Origin of the sequence: Sideroxydans sp. CL21 (assembly GCF_902459525.1) — a bacterium.
In the GTDB taxonomy this organism is placed as follows: Bacteria; Pseudomonadota; Gammaproteobacteria; order Burkholderiales; family Gallionellaceae; genus Sideroxyarcus.
This window is the reverse complement of sequence record NZ_LR699166.1, coordinates 13,937-29,131: the sequence shown is the minus strand read 5'-3', so window position 1 is coordinate 29,131 and position 15,195 is coordinate 13,937. Positions and strand designations below refer to the sequence as shown.

Genomic DNA, 15,195 nt, shown 5'->3' with positions numbered 1-15,195 from the left:
TTCGACCTTTACAGCTTGAAACCGGATACTGAACTGTTCAATTCTGTCGCCATGCTTTCTATCTGAGCAACCGATGCGTTCGTGCGTTGCGTACTGTGCGACGTCTGTTCCGTGATCTTCAGAATGTCGTTCATGAAGCCCGCCACTTCGCGCGCCATATCCGTCTGTACCTGCGTGGAGACCGAGATACTGTTCACCAGGTCGGCCAGTTCGTGCGTGGATTTCTCAATCTCGCGCAGTGCCTGACCGGCAGCATTGGACAACTGGGCTCCTTCGACCACGCCCTGAGTACTCTTTTCCATGGCCGTCACGGCATCCTGCGTGTCGCCCTGAATGGTCTTCACCAGCATACCAATCTGCTTGGTCGCCTCGCCTGAACGTTCCGCGAGGCGCTGCACTTCTTCCGCCACCACCGCAAAACCTCGCCCCGCTTCGCCTGCAGACGCGGCCTGGATCGCCGCGTTCAGCGCCAGTACGTTGGTCTGTTCGGTAATGTCCGAGATCAGGTCCACGATCTCGCCGATCTCCTGCGAACTCTCGCCCAGACGTTTGATGCGCTTGGAAGTATCCTGGATCTGCTCGCGGATGCTGTCCATACTGGATACCGAATTCTGCACCGCACGGGCGCCTTGTTCGGTCACTGCCAGGGTCCGGCGTGCCACTTCGGATGATTGAGCAGCACTGCTGTCCACCTCCTGAATGGATTTCGTCATGAGCTCGACCGCGCCGCCCGCGTCGCGGATCTCTGCCGCCTGTTTCAGCGTCGCGTTCAGCAGCTCCTTGGTGACCGCACCGGCTTCGCCCGTTGCTCGTTCCACTTGCTTCGAAGCCGCAGTCACACGCAAGACCAGTTTTCGCAACTCGTCTGTCGTGTAGTTGACCGAGTCTGCGATCGCGCCGGTGATGTCTTCCGACACTGTTGCGCGAATAGTCAGATCGCCGTCGGCCAGATCCGACAGTTCGTTCATCAGGCGCAAAATAGCCTGTTGGTTGTTGCGGTTGGTTTGCCCAGCCTCGCGTTCGCGGCGCTTGGATTCGTCCAGATATATTTTGGAAAGCATCAACAACAACAGCAGAACCATGCCGCCGGAGAAGAACACCGCAAAGCTGGACAAACGACCGGTCGTTGAACCTTCATAACTGTTCACCAGGTTTTGCGTTGCCGAAAGCAATTGGTCGCCTTCTTCCTGGACTCGCCGCCCCGCCAGACGCGAAGTCAACACATCGCCCGCATTGGCGGCAATGAAACCTACCACCGACTGATAGCCTTCGAAGTCGTCCTTCAGCAACATTACTGTCGCATCGCTCTGCGGCAATTCGTTGATCAGTGTTTGCGCTTCGTTCATCTTCGCGTCCAGCCCCGGCAAATCTTCCGTCGAGGCCGAAGTCAACACCATCTGCACGGCGCCGGTTATCTGCTCCACCAGCAGGTTCAGGCGGTCCGCTTTCTGCTTATAAGCGGGTGCGGCTCTTTCGGCAACCTGATTGGCCAGGTTGATCATGTCGCGTTGCCCTGCGGCACCGCGTTGCAACGTCACCAGCAGCGGACGTCCTTTTTCCAGCTCGTCCATCAAGGTGCTCATGCGCTTCCAGTGAGCCAACAGGTCATTCAGCGGGTCACGTGCAGCACCTTCAGTAGGGGGAAATTTTTCGCTGCCCTTGTCCAGCGATTCAAGGATGGCTGAAAATTCGGTGCGGGTATCGCCCAATTCTTCGAATGCCGCCGAGTCACCCGAGAAACTGGCTGCCGCATCTTTCGCAAGCCGTTGCGACAACATCAGCAATTTGGAAGATTTCGCTACATAGTGCGATCCGTAGGATGTGTCGCGCGTGTCGATATAGGTAAATGCGGCCGCGATGAACAGAAAAAGCAGCAGCAAAGCACCCAGGACGCGCAGTTGCTTGTCGAAAGACTGTTGACTGAACCATGGAATTTGTATCGTCTTGACCTCTTTCGCCTTGATTTCGCTTTTGTTCTTATTGGCGAAATTCGGCGATTTTTTATTCGACCATTTGAACGGTAACTTAAATGCCATATCTTTCTCCTTCTGGGCGTAACTTACGCCCCGATCTGTAAAAATTCCGGTTGTTGCAGCAGCTTGGCCATTTCCAGTTTGTGCCACACTTGTCCGCTGCCGTCCTTCAGGCGAACCTCACCATCATCCTCGCTACGCTCCCAGTTTGTGGCGTTGCGAAGTCCCAGTACGCGCGACACCAGCAATCCCGCATTGAAGGAGAACTTCTGGCCAGCCAGCAGCACGCGGCTTTGCCCTTCGTGCGGAATCACCGCCCCGCCTGTGTAGACGCCGAAATCGACGATACTGTAAAGATTGCCGCGCACATTGGAGACGCCGCAATACCATGGCTTGGTCAAAGGCACGCGTGTCAATGGTGGTGGAGCCAGAACTTCGTTGATGTCCGACATATCGACCAGCCAGAAATCTTCGCCTACCTGCACCCCCAGGGTAGAGACACTTTTGTTGCCGCCAGCCACTTGGGCTTGCAGCCGGTCCAGCACATTCTGTTGGAACTCGCGCAGGTTGAAACGTTTTGACATGTCGGCCCGGTACCTAGCCTAAAGCCGCGATTTTGCCGAGCAGTTCTTCCGCACCGATCGGCTTGGTGATGTAGTCTTTTGCACCCTGGCGCATGCCCCATATCTTGTCGGTTTCCTGCCCCTTGGTAGTGCAGATGATGACCGGTATGTGTTTTGTTGCCGGGTCTTGCGTAATCGCGCGGGTAGCCTGAAAACCGTTCAGTCCGGGCATGACCACATCCATCAGGATCAGGTCTGGCAATTCTGTCCTGGAATTCTCTACCGCCTTCTCACCACTCTCGGCATACACCACCAAATAACCCTTTTTGCCCAGGATATCCCCCAGCACGTGGCGCTCCGTTGCGGAATCATCCACGACCATCACCTTGTTAATTGCCATATTCCATCCCCCCGCTGTGTTTGGTTGTATGCATAGTCACTGCTTCAATTAAGCTTTTTTTACTGAACGGCTTGGTCAAATACTGATCGGCACCGACCAGCTTGCCGCGCGCACGGTCAAACAGGCTGTCCTTGCTGGTCAGCATGACTACCGGCGTATTTTTGAATTCGAGATGGTTCTTGATGAGCGCACAAGTCTGGTATCCATCCAGACGAGGCATCATGACATCAACAAAGATAATGTCGGGTTTGTTGTCGACCACCTTGGAAAGGCCGTCGAAACCGTCTTCGGCAAGTACAACCTTGCAACCGGCCTGCGACAGGAATATCTCGCCGCTACGGCGTATGGTGTTGCTGTCGTCAATGAGCACCACACGGATTCCAGCCAGACCTTCACCCACGTCGTCACCTTTTCCCTGATTGATTTGTTTCCATCTTGCGATGGACACCCCCATACCCCAGATGCTACCGCATTTGTCCTCGTGCGTTCAATGTTTCCGCGCCTCTTGGTGCGTTAGCGCCTCCATAGACACAGGATCAAGCATCTTCACTCGGCATGCTTCCATTTTATCGAGCAGCCCATGCTGGCGATCTGCTCGCGCGGGCCCTGTCCGGTCTTTGCGACTTGCAGCATGGCGTTGAACAGGTCGCGTTGCGCATCAGGCACCGCCTCCTTGCGCGACGCGTCCAGGCGGCCGCGGTATTGCAGCTCCAGATTGGCATTGAAACCGAAGAAATCCGGCGTGCACACGGCACCGTAATCCTTGGCGATCTGCTGCGTCTCGTCCCACACGTAGGGGAACGGGTAGCTGTACTGCCGCGCAACGAGCTTCATGTTGTCGAACGAATCCTCGGCATAGTCGGCCGGATCGTTGGACATGATGGCGATACTGTTGATGCCGTGCTGCTGCAGTTCGAGCACGTCACGGATGATGCGATCGCGAATGGATTTGACGTAAGGGCAATGGTTGCAGATAAACATCACCAGCAGGCCGTTTTTGCCACGCGCGCTTTCCAGCGTATGGCGTTTGCCATCCACGCCGGGAAGGTCGAACGGACGGGCTTTCCAGCCGAAATCACAAAGCGGGGGTTGCAGACTGGCCATGATTATTCCTCCCTAAAGACCTGCGTTTTTGTTCTGGGCATTATATTATCATGCCCGTCCCGACGCCCTTACCGACCATGTCTGCGCCAAGATTCTACTGCCCGCCCCCGCTTCCCCCTGGCACCGACTGCGAGTTGCCGCCTGAAGCCGCCCACCATGCCAGCCGTGTGTTGCGGTTGCGCGCGGGCGATGCGGTGCAGATTTTTGATGGGTTGGGCAATGCGCTCGATGCCACCATCAATTCCATCCAGGGCAAGCAGGTCATGCTCGGAAACCTGAAGACCTTGATGCAACAACAGGAACCCGGTTTGCATATCGTGCTGGCGCAGGCTATGAGTACAAGCGAGAAAATGGACTGGGTAGTTCAGAAGGCCACCGAGCTCGGCGCAGCCGAGATCGTACCGGTGCAGACGCAACGCAGTGTGGCAAAACTCACCGGTCCCCGTGCCGAGAAACGCACAGAGCATTGGCGCAATGTCGCTGTCTCCGCCTGCGAACAATGTGGCCGTAACACGCTACCGCAGCTGCATCAGCCACAGGAACTGGGTACATGGCTGAACGAGATGCGCCACGCGCCCGGCAGTAAATTCATCCTGTTACCCGGGGGTACAGGCAATCTGCAATCCCAGGCCAAACCGCTAGGCCGCGTGATTCTGCTCATCGGACCGGAAGGCGGCTTCACGGCAGATGAAGCCAACCTTGCGCAACAAGCCGGCTTCGTCCCCGTCCTGCTCGGACCGCGCATATTGCGCACCGAGACCGCGGCCATCGCCGGCATCGCAGCGTTGCAGACGCTGTGGGGTGATTTCAACTAACCGAAAGGAAGCTGCCATGCCTTATGTCAATATACGTATTGCGGGGATACTCAGCCGCGAACAAAAAGCCAAAATTGCCGAAGAGATCACCGATACCCTGGAACGCATTGCGCACAAACCCAAGTCGTACACTCACATCGTTTTCGATGAACTACCGGACGAGAACTGGGCGATCGCCGGCAAGCTGCTCGATGGTGAGTAGCGGTAATTGCATCACTTTCGGCGAATTGCCGGACAAGGAATATCTGAAGCCAGAAACGCCAAAGTACACGTCCCGCCACCCGCAGGGATTTGAAATATAATCCCTCTGCTTAAATTTTGTGCTTCTTCACCGACTTTAAGGAATTAACCGATCTCTATGTCCACCGCCCCCGCCAGTTCTCCCCCCGATTTCGTCGCGTGGTTCCGTTCTGTTGCGCCTTATGTCAATGCGTTTCGCGGCAAGACGTTTGTCATCGCGTTCGGCGGTGAAGTGGTGGCGGATGGCAAGTTCCTCGAATTGACCCATGACTTCAATTTGCTGGCAGCGCTGGGCATACGGCTGGTGCTGGTGCACGGTGCACGGCCGCAAATCGAACAAAGACTGGCGCAGAACAATATCGAAGGCAGTTATCACCATGGCATCCGCCTCACCGATGCCGAGACCATGCAGTGCGTGAAGGAAGCCGTGGGCCGTGTGCGTGTGGAGATCGAGGCCCTGCTGTCGATGGGTCTGGCGAATTCACCCATGGCCAATGCCGATATACGCGTGGCGGGCGGCAACTTTATTACTGCACAGCCCATTGGAGTCATCAATGGCGTGGATCTGATGCACACCGGTTGCGTACGCAAGGTGGATGTCGCTGCACTGCAAGATCGCATGGAATTCGGAGAAGTAGTGCTGCTGTCGCCGCTGGGTTATTCGCCTACGGGAGAGGTCTTCAACCTGACGCTGGAAGACGTTGCCACTGCCACTGCCGTCGCACTCGACGCGGACAAGCTGATTTTCCTGACGGATACGGATGGCGTGCACGGGAAGGACGGCGTACTTCTGAAGGAGCTGACCATCGCCGAGGCAAACAAGTTGCTTTCCGGCAAGCGCAAGCTTCCGGACGATGTCGGCCTGTTCCTGCCCTGTGCCGTGCGCGCCTGCGAAGCGGGGGTGGCAAGGACGCATCTGGTCAGCCGCCACACCGATGGTGCGCTGTTGCAGGAGTTGTTCAGCGACGAGGGCATAGGCACAATGGTGGTGGAAAGCACGCTCAACACCCTGCGCGACGCGACCATCAAGGATGTCGGCGGAATCCTGCAGCTGTTGCAACCCCTAGAAGCGGAAGGCATTCTGGTGAGAAGGTCGCGCGAATTGCTGGAGCGCGAGATCAGTCGTTTCGTGGTGCTGGAACACGGCCATCGCATCATCGGTTGCGCGGCGCTTTATCCTTTTGCAGATGAAAAGGCAGGCGAACTTGCCTGCCTTGCGGTGCAGCCTGCCGCCCGCGATCACGGCTACGGCGATGTCCTGCTCAAGCATATCGCAGCGCGGGCAAAGTCGATGCGCTTGCAGAAACTGTTCGTGCTGACCACGCGCACCGCACACTGGTTCATCGAGCGCGGCTTCAAGGAAGTCGACGTGGAGCAGCTCCCGGCGCAGAAGAAGACACTCTACAACTACCAGCGGCGTTCCAAGGTTTTCGTTCTTGCCTTGCGGTAAAGCACGTTTTAGAGAATTTTCCCCTCCGTCGTCAAAATTCCCTGCAGGTTGAACTCTTCCCGAGTTCGTTGCCGCTGGATTTAGGCGCGCATTCACGGTAATGTCACACTCCTCAAGCACAATTTCGGAGTGAACCTCATCATGGCAAGAACAGTACAGTGTGTAAAACTCGGGCGCGAATCGGAAGGACTGGATCGCCCTCCCTATCCCGGCGCACTCGGCCAGCGCATCTTTGAAAGCGTGTCCAAGGAAGCCTGGCAGGGCTGGATCAAGTTCCAGACCATGCTGGTGAACGAAAATCGCCTCAATCTCGCCGATGCCAAGGCGCGTAAATACCTTGCCGAGCAAATGGAGAATTATTTCTTCGGTGCCGGTACCCAGATGCCCACAGGTTACGTTCCGCCGAAAAACTGAATTACCGCATTTAAGCAGTAAGCTGACACCCCGCTCATGGCAAAAACCTTTCCATCGCAAAATTTCCTGAACCGCGAACTCGGCCTGCTCGAATTCAACCGTCGCGTCCTGGCGCAGGCGGAAGATGCATCCGTCCCCCTGCTGGAACGGCTGAAATATCTTTGCATCGTCAGCAGCAATCTGGACGAGTTTTTTGAGATTCGCGTTGCCGGCTTGAAGGAACAGGCCAAGCTGGGCGGCCTCGCGGCCGGGCCGGACGGTCTGGAGGCCACGCAGATCCTCAAGCGACTGTACGCGCCTACGCACCAGCTCATCGCCCGGCAATACCAGTTGTTCAATGAAGAACTCGTTCCTGCCCTGGCGCAACAGGGCATCAAATTCCTGCGCCGCACGCACTGGAATGAAGCGCAAAAGGCCTGGGTCAAGGATTTCTTCCTGCGCGAGGTGATGCCGGTATTGACTCCTATCGGGCTCGATCCGGCGCATCCTTTCCCGCGCGTGCTCAACAAGAGCCTGAACTTTACCGTCGAGCTGCAGGGCAAGGATGCCTTCGGGCGCAACTCGGCCAGGGCCATCGTGCAGGCACCGCGCGTGTTGCCGCGCGCCATCCTGATGCCGCCGGAGGTCTCGGGATGTCCTTACGGCTTCGTCTTCCTCTCTTCCATCCTGCATGCGCATGTCGGTGAACTGTTTGCCGGCATGGAAGTGCTTGGCTGTTACCAGTTCCGCGTGACGCGCAACAGTGATTTGTTCGTGGACGAGGAAGAAGTAAAGAACCTGCGCATCAGCCTGCAAGGCGAATTGCCGCAGCGCCACTTCGGCGATGCGGTGCGTCTGGAGGTCGCCGACAACTGTCCGCCTGCCATGTCGGAATTCCTGCTGCAACAGTTCGAATTGAAGCCGGAAGATCTTTTCAGGGTCAAGGGCCCGGTAAATCTGGTGCGCCTGATGCGCATCCCGGACCAGGTCGCGCGTGACGATCTCAAGTTTGCCCCCTTTGCACCCGGCATGCCTGCCTTGCTGCAAAAGAAAGGCGCAGACATGTTCAAGGTGCTGCGCAAAAACGATGTGCTGCTGCACCACCCCTACCAATCCTTCAAATCGGTAATCGATTTCATACAACAGGCCGCCGCAGATCCAAGCGTGGTCGCCATCAAACAGACGGTATACCGCACCGGCGTCGACTCGGAGCTGATGGAAGCGCTCATCACTGCCGCCCGCAACGGCAAGGAAGTCACTGTGGTTGTGGAACTGCTGGCGCGCTTTGATGAAGAAGCCAATATCAACTGGGCCAGCCGCCTGGAAGAGGTCGGTGCACATGTGGTGTACGGCGTGGTCGGGCACAAGACGCACGCCAAGATGCTGATGGTCGTGCGGCGCGAGGACAACAAATTGCGCCGCTATGTGCATCTGGGTACCGGCAACTATCATCCGCGTACCGCAAAACTTTATACCGACTTTGGCTTGTTCACGAGCAACGAAGAGATGTGCGCCGACGTGAACCAGGTTTTCATGCAGCTCACCGGCTTGGGCAAGGCGAGCAAGCTGCGCCATCTGTGGCAATCTCCGTTCACCCTGCATACAAATGTGCTGGCAGCCATCCGCAACGAAACCAGGCTCGCCAAGGAAGGCAAGCGCGGGCACGTCATCGCCAAGATGAATTCGCTGCTGGAGCCGGAGATCATCACGGCGCTGTATGAAGCATCACAAGCGGGAGTCAAGATCGAATTGATCGTACGCGGGGTTTGCGCCCTGCGCCCCGGCGTCGCCGGTCTGTCCGAGAACATACGCGTGCTTTCCATCATCGGGCGCTTCCTGGAACACACGCGTATTTTCTACTTCCGCAACGATCTGGCGCACGATGTCTATCTGGCCAGTGCCGACTGGATGGATCGCAATTTTTTCCGCCGCATCGAAGTCTGCTTCCCCGTGCTCGATGAAAAACTCAAAAAGCGCGTGCTGGACGAAGGCTTGAAGATCTATCTGAAGGATAATTGCCAGGCATGGGAAATGGACTGCAATGGCTTTTGGCATCGCAAATCACCAGCCCGCGGTGCCGCGAACTGCGCGCAAGCTACCTTGCTGCAGGAGCTTGCGCAGCCGCTTGCGGCGACAGATACGGATTAGTCCTTCTTTGGACGTCCGGTTTTGATCTTTTCGAGACGTGTAATCGCAAGTTTCAGTTGGGCAGGACTCAATTTGGAGAAAGTCTGCAGGCTGGCTCGCAGCAATTCACTTTTCTTTACATGCAGTCCTGCTTTAAGCGCTTTCTGCTTGAGTGCTGCAATCAAGTCGTAATCTGTTTGCGGCATGGTGAAACTGTCGCGCACTACTTTGACCTTGGTATCAGCCTTCTTTTTCTGTTTCTTTTCCGGTTTGGCTGCTACCTTTGCCGAAGCAGGCTTGCGTACTACAGGCGATTTCTTGACAGCGGGTTTGCGTGGGGAAACATTGCTCATGTCGAACTCCTTGGTTTGAGTGTAGCCTGAACAGTATATACGGTATATTCTGGCGACTGATAGTGTAATAAACGGGGAAATTGATGGAGCTCATACTTTGGCGACATGCCGAAGCAGCCGAGGGGCAACCTGATCTTGGTCGCGCGCTCACTGAAAAAGGCAGGCGGCAAGCCGAACACATGGCGAGCTATCTCTCGGGACGCTTGCCGGAAAATACCAGAGTGCTGGTCAGCCCTGCATTACGCGCCCAACAAACTGCCGCCGCACTCACTCCCCATTTCATCACTGCCCCCAACATCGGTGTGCACGCCACCCCGCAGACCGCCATTGCTGCCGCTGGCTGGCCGATGGCAGGCGGTGCGGTCCTGCTGGTCGGTCACCAGCCGTGGATGGGCGAATTGGCTGCACTGCTCATGACAGGCCATGCGGATTTCTGGAGCATCAAGAAGGGTTCTGTCTGGTGGTTCAGTCGCCGCGAACGCGAGGGTGATTTCCAGACCGTGCTGCGTCTCGTCATTGCGCCGGATCAACTGTAATTCAGTCAGGGGGTTTCATGTTTGAATCTGCCGAACTCGGACACAAGATAGACAAAGCAACCTATGACAAGGAAGTACCCAAGCTGCGCGAAGCGTTGCTGGATGCTCAATTTGATCTGGCAGAAAAGGCAAGATTCCCGGTCATCATCCTGGTGGGCGGCGTCGATGGTGCGGGGCGCGGGGAAACCGTGAACCTGCTCAACGAATGGATGGATCCGCGTTTCATCCAGACTCACGGCATGGGCGAGCCCTCCGACGAGGAAATGGAACGGCCCATGATGTGGCGCTTCTGGCGCGCCCTTCCGCCCAAGGGAAAGATCGGCTTGTTCCTGGGATCCTGGTATACCTGGCCCATCCTGAATCGTGTGATGGGCTTGACCAAGCCCGCCGAGCTCGACCAGAGTCTCGAACGCGCGAAACGCCTTGAGAAAATGCTGACGGACGAGGGCGCGCTGATCATCAAATTTTGGCTGCACCTGTCCAAAGAGATGCAGGAAAAGCGCCTCAAGCTGCTGGAAAGCAACCCCAAGACCCGTTGGCGCGTGAACAAGCGCGATTGGGAACATTACAAACGGTACGACAAGTTCCTGACCGTCAACGAAAGCGTCATCCGCCATACCAGCACGGCCGAAGCCCCGTGGATCATCATAGAGGGATCGGACGCCCGCTATCGCAGCCTGACCGTGGGCAAAGTCGTTCTCGAAGCCTTGCGCAAGCGCCTGACAGAGTCTGAAAAGAAGAAGGAGCCAAATGTCCGGGCCGCGCCGCTTCTGCCCTCGATCGACAGATTGAATATCCTCCAGACACTCGATCTCGGGCAAAAGCTGGAGAAAAGGAAATTCGACAAGGAGCTGGAAAAATACCAGGGCAAACTGGCCCAGCTGATACTCGATCCGCGATTCAAGGACATCACTGTGGTGGCAGTCTTCGAGGGTAACGATGCGGCGGGAAAGGGCGGCGCCATCCGCCGCGTTACCAGTGCAGTCGATGCACGCCAGTACCAGGTCGTACCGATCGCCGCCCCGACTGAAGAAGAACGCGCGCAGCCTTATCTGTGGCGTTTCTGGCGTCATATACCGCGCAAAGGCCGGATCACGATCTTTGACCGTTCCTGGTACGGGCGCGTACTGGTCGAACGGGTGGAAAAATATTGCTCCGAATTCGACTGGATGCGCGCCTACCACGAGATCAACGATTTCGAGGCGCAACTCGTGCGCCACCAGACTGTTGTCGTTAAATTCTGGCTGACCATCAGCAAGGAAGAGCAACTGCGCCGTTTCAAGGAACGCGAGAAGATCGGTTTCAAACGCTTCAAGATCACCGACGAGGATTGGCGCAACCGCGACAAGTGGGACGCTTACGAGCAGGCCATCGGCGACATGGTGGACCGGACCAGCACCGAGGCTGCACCGTGGACGCTGGTCGAAGCCAACGACAAGAACTTCGCACGCATCAAAGTCCTGAAGACACTATGCCGACGCATTGAAGCGGCGATGAAGAAAAAATAGGCTGTCACAGGGAATGCCCGCTTTAGACTTTTGAGCTGGCCTGCATGTTCGGTATAGTTGCGCCATGCACACTCTCTCATCGCTACAATCCGGCAAACTGGTCGGCAGCAAGCGTCTCGACCTTTCATGCGGACTGACTCGCTTCCCCGAAGAAATATACGAGCTTGCCGATACCCTGGAAATCCTCAATCTGTCCAGCAATGCGCTGTCCAGCCTGCCTGACGACTTGCCGAAGCTGCAGAAGCTGCGCGTTATTTTTTGCTCGGACAACCGTTTCACCGGGGTGCCGGAAGTTTTGGGGCAATGCCCCCGGTTGGAGATGATCGGCTTCAAAGCCAATCAGATTCGCCATCTGCCTGCAGTCGCCTTGCCGGATAAACTGCGTTGGTTGATTCTGACCGACAATCAGCTGGGTGAACTGCCCGCTCAGATCGGTCGTTGTGCGCGTTTGCAAAAGCTCATGCTGTCCGGCAATCAGTTAATGCACCTGCCCGAAGAGATGGCTGCTTGCACCCGGCTTGAATTGGTGCGCATCGCCGCGAACCGTTTCACGCAGCTTCCCGGCTGGTTGTTGCATTTGCCCCGTCTGGCTTGGCTGGCCTATGCGGGAAATCCATGCAGCGATAGCGGCGAAGCCGCTGCGATGACAAAGCAACCGATCACGCATATCGATTGGTATACGCTCGAATTGCAGGAAAAATTAGGCGAAGGTGCATCGGGAGTCATCTATCGTGCCAAACCTAAATTGGCCACAGCGCCTCAGGTGGCGGTCAAAGTCTTCAAAGGAGCGCTGACCAGCGACGGATTGCCGCGTAGTGAAAAGGCCGCTTGCATTGCTGCGGGTGCGCACCCGGGACTTATTCCGCTGACAGGCAAGATCAGCGGTCATCCGGAAGGCACGCCGGGACTGGTGATGTCGCTGATAGACCCCACTTTCCGCAACCTCGCAGGTCCGCCCAGCCTTGAGTCCTGCACCCGCGACATCTATCCGGCAGAAGCCGGATTTTCACTGGCGGCTGTATTGAACATTGCACTCGGTATTGCAGCCGTCGCAGAACATCTGCATGCGCAAGGCGTAATGCACGGTGATTTGTATGCACATAACATTCTGTGGAATGAGCAAGGCGATTGCTTGCTCGGTGATTTCGGCGCGGCGTCTTTTATTCCGCAACAGGATGAGCAACTCGCCGCCAGCCTGCAACGCATCGAAGTGCGCGCGTTTGCCTGTTTACTGGAAGAACTGACCGAGCGTTGCAGTGTGCCCATCGAAGCGCAGCCCGTCGTTGATGCGCTGCGAGATTTACAGCGGAGATGCGATCAGCCCGAGGTCAATGCGCGGCCTTTGTTTGCCGAGATACAACGAGAGTTGGCAGTGTTGCAAAATACCCATCCTGCCTCTCAAGATAATGTGCTGGATTGCACCAGCACATAAGGCCTGACCACCACCGCCCAGACATCGGCATCCGCCTCGAACCAGGCCAATGCCTGGGCATCGGAAACGCGGGCGACCTGCCCCGTTTCCAGCCACTGCGCCACTTGCGCCTTGTTGTCTTCCGAAATCTGGCACGCCACCTCGATCAGGTCCAGATCGGCACTTACAGCAAATGCAGCGCCGCTGGCAAAGAATCGCTGCAGTTCTTTCCAGGCGATGCGTGCAGTTTCCAGATTGACGCTGGCACGTTTGAAATCTTGCGGGCTAAGGGTGGCCATGCGAAAAAGCTTTCCGGTTACGATTTGGATCCGTTCAGGTAATTGTCCTTCACCAGCATGTATTGCTCTGCCGAATAGCGCAGATAGGCGATCTCTTCCCCGGTCAATGCACGCACGGCCTTGGCTGGCCGTCCCATGTAGAGCATGCCGCTCTCCAGCACTTTTCCCGGCGAGATCAGGCTGCCCGCACCGACCATCACCCGGTCGGGAATCACCACATCGTCCATCACGATGGAACCCATACCGATCAGGCATTCGTTGCCGATGGTGCAACCGTGGACAATCACCGAATGGCCGACGGTCACGTAGTCCCCGATCTGCAAAGGCGAGCCTTCCGGCCTGCTGGAAGATTTGTGCGAAACATGACCCATGGTCAGGTCCTGCAGGTTCGTTCCGCGCCCGATCACGATGCGGTTCACGTCCCCGCGCAATACCGTGTTGCACCAGACTGAACTGTCGTCACCGATCTTTACATCGCCGATGACCTGGCACGAGGAATGCAGAAAAACGCGCTCGCCCAGCAGCGGGGTGATTTTCAGGTAAGAGGATAGCGGCATGATCAGCTTTGCAGGATGAATTTCTTGAACATTTTACTCGTTATCCAGATTGCGGCTCTCCAGCTCGCTCCACATCGCCTTGGCGAATGCCACCCAGGCCGATTCCTGTTTTGCCAGCACGTTAATGTTCGCAATATATTCCGGACCGAAAGCCTTGACGTTCGCCCTGTGCATCAATACCACCATTCCGAACAACTCAACCTTGGCTCTCGCCGTACGGTCGCCTTTGCCGGCAGCTTCCTTGAGACGTTCCATGTTCTGCAGCATTTCGCCGATGAACTGGTGAACTTGATATTCGTCGGTGCTATCCAGCTTCAATCCCACACAATGGCGTTCGATTTCCAACTCCAGCCCGTGTGTGTCTTTCAGCAGGAAATCGTCGCCATGCATGATTTTCTACACCAGCTTCCAGCTCATTTTTTCGCCCGCCCGCAGCGGCACGAGGCGATGTTCGCCGAAACCCACCGTTGCGGGCACTTGCCACTCTTCCTTGCGCAGGGTGATAGTCCCGGTGTTGCGCGGCAAGCCGTAATAATCCGCACCGTAAAAACTGGCGAAGCCTTCCAGCTTGTCCAGCGCTCCCGCCGCTTCAAAAGCTTCGGCATACAGTTCGATGGCGGCATGCGCGGTGTAGCAACCGGCGCAGCCGCAGGCATTTTCCTTGGTATGCTGTGCGTGCGGGGCGCTGTCGGTACCGAGGAAGAACTTCTTGCTGCCGCTGATGGCCGCTTTGACCAAGGCTTCGCGGTGCGTCTCGCGCTTCAACACCGGCAGGCAGTAATAGTGCGGGCGAATACCGCCGACCAGCATGTCGTTGCGGTTGTATAGCAGGTGATGGGCGGTGATGGTGGCGGCGATGTTGTCCGCCGCGCCCGCCACGAATTGCGCCGCATCCCTGGTGGTGATGTGCTCGAACACTACACGCAGGTTCGGCAGGTCTTTCAGCAACGGTTGCAGCACGCGTTCGATGAACACTGCCTCACGGTCGAAGATGTCGATGTCGGCGCTTGTCACTTCACCATGCACCAACAACGGCATGCCGCAGCGCTGCATCTCTTCCAGTGCTGCATAGGTTTTGCGCAAGTCTGTCACGCCAGCGTCGGAGTTGGTGGTGGCACCGGCCGGATACAGCTTCACCGCATGGACTGTGCCGCTCTGTTTGGCTTTGCGTATCTCTTCCGCACTGGTGTTGTCGGTCAGGTACAACGTCATCAACGGCTCGAACACGGCATCCGCAGGCAAGGCCGCGAGGATGCGCTGGCGATATTGCAATGCCAGTACCGTGGTGGTCGCCGGGGGACGCAGATTGGGCATCACGATAGCCCGGGCGAACTGGCGCGCTGTATCGGGCAGCACCGAATGCATCAGCGCGCCATCGCGCAGGTGCAGGTGCCAATCGTCTGGACGGACAAGGGTAAACGTTTTCATGCCCTGCATTCTAACAGTTAGCAGGACTTGAGATCAGT

The 15,195-nt window shown here is 56.8% G+C and carries 18 protein-coding genes; 8 read left to right on the top strand and 10 right to left on the bottom strand.

From position 1 onward, the window contains the following. Positions 1-8: 8 nt before the first annotated feature. From QOY30_RS00190 to QOY30_RS00170, 5 genes are all read right to left on the bottom strand, one after another. A complete protein-coding gene (locus tag QOY30_RS00190) occupies positions 9-2,036 on the bottom strand; it encodes a methyl-accepting chemotaxis protein (protein ID WP_283742627.1) in 2,028 nt (675 codons plus the stop codon). A gap of 23 nt (positions 2,037-2,059) precedes the next feature. After that, complete coding sequence (locus tag QOY30_RS00185) at positions 2,060-2,557, bottom strand: chemotaxis protein CheW (RefSeq protein ID WP_283742626.1); 498 nt, start codon at positions 2,555-2,557, stop codon at positions 2,060-2,062. A 13-nt stretch (positions 2,558-2,570) separates the two neighbouring features. Beyond that, positions 2,571-2,936, bottom strand: coding sequence for a response regulator (locus tag QOY30_RS00180; RefSeq protein WP_283742625.1), 366 nt, complete (start codon positions 2,934-2,936; stop codon positions 2,571-2,573). Further along, positions 2,926-3,384 carry a response regulator gene (locus QOY30_RS00175; RefSeq protein WP_502958674.1) on the bottom strand — a complete coding sequence of 153 codons (459 nt, stop codon included), beginning with the start codon at positions 3,382-3,384 and terminating at the stop codon, positions 2,926-2,928. Before QOY30_RS00175 ends, QOY30_RS00180 begins: the two co-directional genes overlap by 11 nt. Before the next feature lie 98 nt (positions 3,385-3,482). Further along, a complete protein-coding gene (locus tag QOY30_RS00170) occupies positions 3,483-4,040 on the bottom strand; it encodes a thioredoxin family protein (protein WP_283742624.1) in 558 nt (185 codons plus the stop codon). 77 nt (positions 4,041-4,117) lie between these two features. On the opposite strand from QOY30_RS00170, the gene QOY30_RS00165 reads away from it, so the two are divergent. From QOY30_RS00165 to ppk1, 5 genes are all read left to right on the top strand, one after another. After that, positions 4,118-4,855 (top strand): 16S rRNA (uracil(1498)-N(3))-methyltransferase, encoded by a 738-nt coding sequence (locus QOY30_RS00165; RefSeq protein WP_283742623.1) that lies wholly within the window; start codon positions 4,118-4,120, stop codon positions 4,853-4,855. A gap of 16 nt (positions 4,856-4,871) precedes the next feature. Next, positions 4,872-5,057 carry a tautomerase family protein gene (locus QOY30_RS00160; RefSeq protein ID WP_283742622.1) on the top strand — a complete coding sequence of 62 codons (186 nt, stop codon included), beginning with the start codon at positions 4,872-4,874 and terminating at the stop codon, positions 5,055-5,057. A 156-nt stretch (positions 5,058-5,213) separates the two neighbouring features. After that, complete coding sequence (gene argA, locus QOY30_RS00155; RefSeq protein WP_283742621.1) at positions 5,214-6,545, top strand: amino-acid N-acetyltransferase; 1,332 nt, start codon at positions 5,214-5,216, stop codon at positions 6,543-6,545. A 141-nt stretch (positions 6,546-6,686) separates the two neighbouring features. Continuing rightward, positions 6,687-6,959, top strand: coding sequence for an oxidative damage protection protein (locus tag QOY30_RS00150; protein ID WP_283742620.1), 273 nt, complete (start codon positions 6,687-6,689; stop codon positions 6,957-6,959). A 36-nt stretch (positions 6,960-6,995) separates the two neighbouring features. Further along, positions 6,996-9,086, top strand: coding sequence for a polyphosphate kinase 1 (ppk1, locus tag QOY30_RS00145; protein WP_283742619.1), 2,091 nt, complete (start codon positions 6,996-6,998; stop codon positions 9,084-9,086). Here the strand turns inward: ppk1 and QOY30_RS00140 are convergent. Continuing rightward, positions 9,083-9,418 carry a hypothetical protein gene (locus QOY30_RS00140; RefSeq protein WP_283742618.1) on the bottom strand — a complete coding sequence of 112 codons (336 nt, stop codon included), beginning with the start codon at positions 9,416-9,418 and terminating at the stop codon, positions 9,083-9,085. The two genes, ppk1 and QOY30_RS00140, sit on opposite strands and share 4 nt — an antisense overlap. An 83-nt stretch (positions 9,419-9,501) precedes the next feature. On the opposite strand from QOY30_RS00140, the gene QOY30_RS00135 reads away from it, so the two are divergent. From QOY30_RS00135 to QOY30_RS00125, 3 genes are all read left to right on the top strand, one after another. Next, entirely contained in the window at positions 9,502-9,954 is a 453-nt protein-coding gene (locus QOY30_RS00135) for a SixA phosphatase family protein (RefSeq protein WP_283742617.1), read from the top strand. Positions 9,955-9,971: 17 nt separating this feature from the next. Further along, the gene (gene pap, locus QOY30_RS00130) at positions 9,972-11,462 is read left to right on the top strand and encodes a polyphosphate:AMP phosphotransferase (protein ID WP_283742616.1); all 1,491 of its coding nucleotides are present in this window, start codon (positions 9,972-9,974) and stop codon (positions 11,460-11,462) included. A 64-nt stretch (positions 11,463-11,526) separates the two neighbouring features. Further along, entirely contained in the window at positions 11,527-12,894 is a 1,368-nt protein-coding gene (locus QOY30_RS00125; RefSeq protein WP_283742615.1) for a leucine-rich repeat-containing protein kinase family protein, read from the top strand. On the opposite strand, the gene QOY30_RS00120 is transcribed toward QOY30_RS00125, so the two are convergent. From QOY30_RS00120 to pyrC, 4 genes are read right to left on the bottom strand one after another with little or no spacing between them, the layout of a single operon-like run. Continuing rightward, positions 12,861-13,172: a DUF2288 domain-containing protein gene (locus tag QOY30_RS00120; RefSeq protein WP_283742614.1), complete on the bottom strand. Its 312-nt coding sequence runs from the start codon at positions 13,170-13,172 to the stop codon at positions 12,861-12,863. The two genes, QOY30_RS00125 and QOY30_RS00120, sit on opposite strands and share 34 nt — an antisense overlap. 17 nt (positions 13,173-13,189) lie before the next feature. Next, positions 13,190-13,729, bottom strand: coding sequence for a gamma carbonic anhydrase family protein (locus QOY30_RS00115; RefSeq protein WP_283742613.1), 540 nt, complete (start codon positions 13,727-13,729; stop codon positions 13,190-13,192). A gap of 33 nt (positions 13,730-13,762) precedes the next feature. Continuing rightward, on the bottom strand, positions 13,763-14,119 hold the full coding sequence (locus tag QOY30_RS00110) for a hypothetical protein (protein ID WP_283742612.1): 357 nt from the start codon (positions 14,117-14,119) through the stop codon (positions 13,763-13,765). A 6-nt stretch (positions 14,120-14,125) separates the two neighbouring features. After that, positions 14,126-15,157, bottom strand: a complete 1,032-nt coding sequence (gene pyrC, locus QOY30_RS00105) for a dihydroorotase (protein WP_283742611.1) — start codon at positions 15,155-15,157, stop codon at positions 14,126-14,128. Positions 15,158-15,195 lie beyond the last annotated feature (38 nt).

Bases quoted from the DNA above. Each gene is read 5' to 3' on its own strand.
- QOY30_RS00190 (WP_283742627.1), bottom strand. From the start codon at position 2,036: ATGGCATTTAAGTTACCGTTCAAATGGTCGAATAAAAAATCGCCGAAT.
- QOY30_RS00185 (WP_283742626.1), bottom strand. From the start codon at position 2,557: ATGTCAAAACGTTTCAACCTGCGCGAGTTCCAACAGAATGTGCTGGAC.
- QOY30_RS00180 (WP_283742625.1), bottom strand. From the start codon at position 2,936: ATGGCAATTAACAAGGTGATGGTCGTGGATGATTCCGCAACGGAGCGC.
- QOY30_RS00170 (WP_283742624.1), bottom strand. From the start codon at position 4,040: ATGGCCAGTCTGCAACCCCCGCTTTGTGATTTCGGCTGGAAAGCCCGT.
- QOY30_RS00165 (WP_283742623.1), top strand. From the start codon at position 4,118: ATGTCTGCGCCAAGATTCTACTGCCCGCCCCCGCTTCCCCCTGGCACC.
- QOY30_RS00160 (WP_283742622.1), top strand. From the start codon at position 4,872: ATGCCTTATGTCAATATACGTATTGCGGGGATACTCAGCCGCGAACAA.
- argA (WP_283742621.1), top strand. From the start codon at position 5,214: ATGTCCACCGCCCCCGCCAGTTCTCCCCCCGATTTCGTCGCGTGGTTC.
- QOY30_RS00150 (WP_283742620.1), top strand. From the start codon at position 6,687: ATGGCAAGAACAGTACAGTGTGTAAAACTCGGGCGCGAATCGGAAGGA.
- ppk1 (WP_283742619.1), top strand. From the start codon at position 6,996: ATGGCAAAAACCTTTCCATCGCAAAATTTCCTGAACCGCGAACTCGGC.
- QOY30_RS00140 (WP_283742618.1), bottom strand. From the start codon at position 9,418: ATGAGCAATGTTTCCCCACGCAAACCCGCTGTCAAGAAATCGCCTGTA.
- QOY30_RS00135 (WP_283742617.1), top strand. From the start codon at position 9,502: ATGGAGCTCATACTTTGGCGACATGCCGAAGCAGCCGAGGGGCAACCT.
- pap (WP_283742616.1), top strand. From the start codon at position 9,972: ATGTTTGAATCTGCCGAACTCGGACACAAGATAGACAAAGCAACCTAT.
- QOY30_RS00125 (WP_283742615.1), top strand. From the start codon at position 11,527: ATGCACACTCTCTCATCGCTACAATCCGGCAAACTGGTCGGCAGCAAG.
- QOY30_RS00120 (WP_283742614.1), bottom strand. From the start codon at position 13,172: ATGGCCACCCTTAGCCCGCAAGATTTCAAACGTGCCAGCGTCAATCTG.
- QOY30_RS00115 (WP_283742613.1), bottom strand. From the start codon at position 13,729: ATGCCGCTATCCTCTTACCTGAAAATCACCCCGCTGCTGGGCGAGCGC.
- QOY30_RS00110 (WP_283742612.1), bottom strand. From the start codon at position 14,119: ATGCATGGCGACGATTTCCTGCTGAAAGACACACACGGGCTGGAGTTG.
- pyrC (WP_283742611.1), bottom strand. From the start codon at position 15,157: ATGAAAACGTTTACCCTTGTCCGTCCAGACGATTGGCACCTGCACCTG.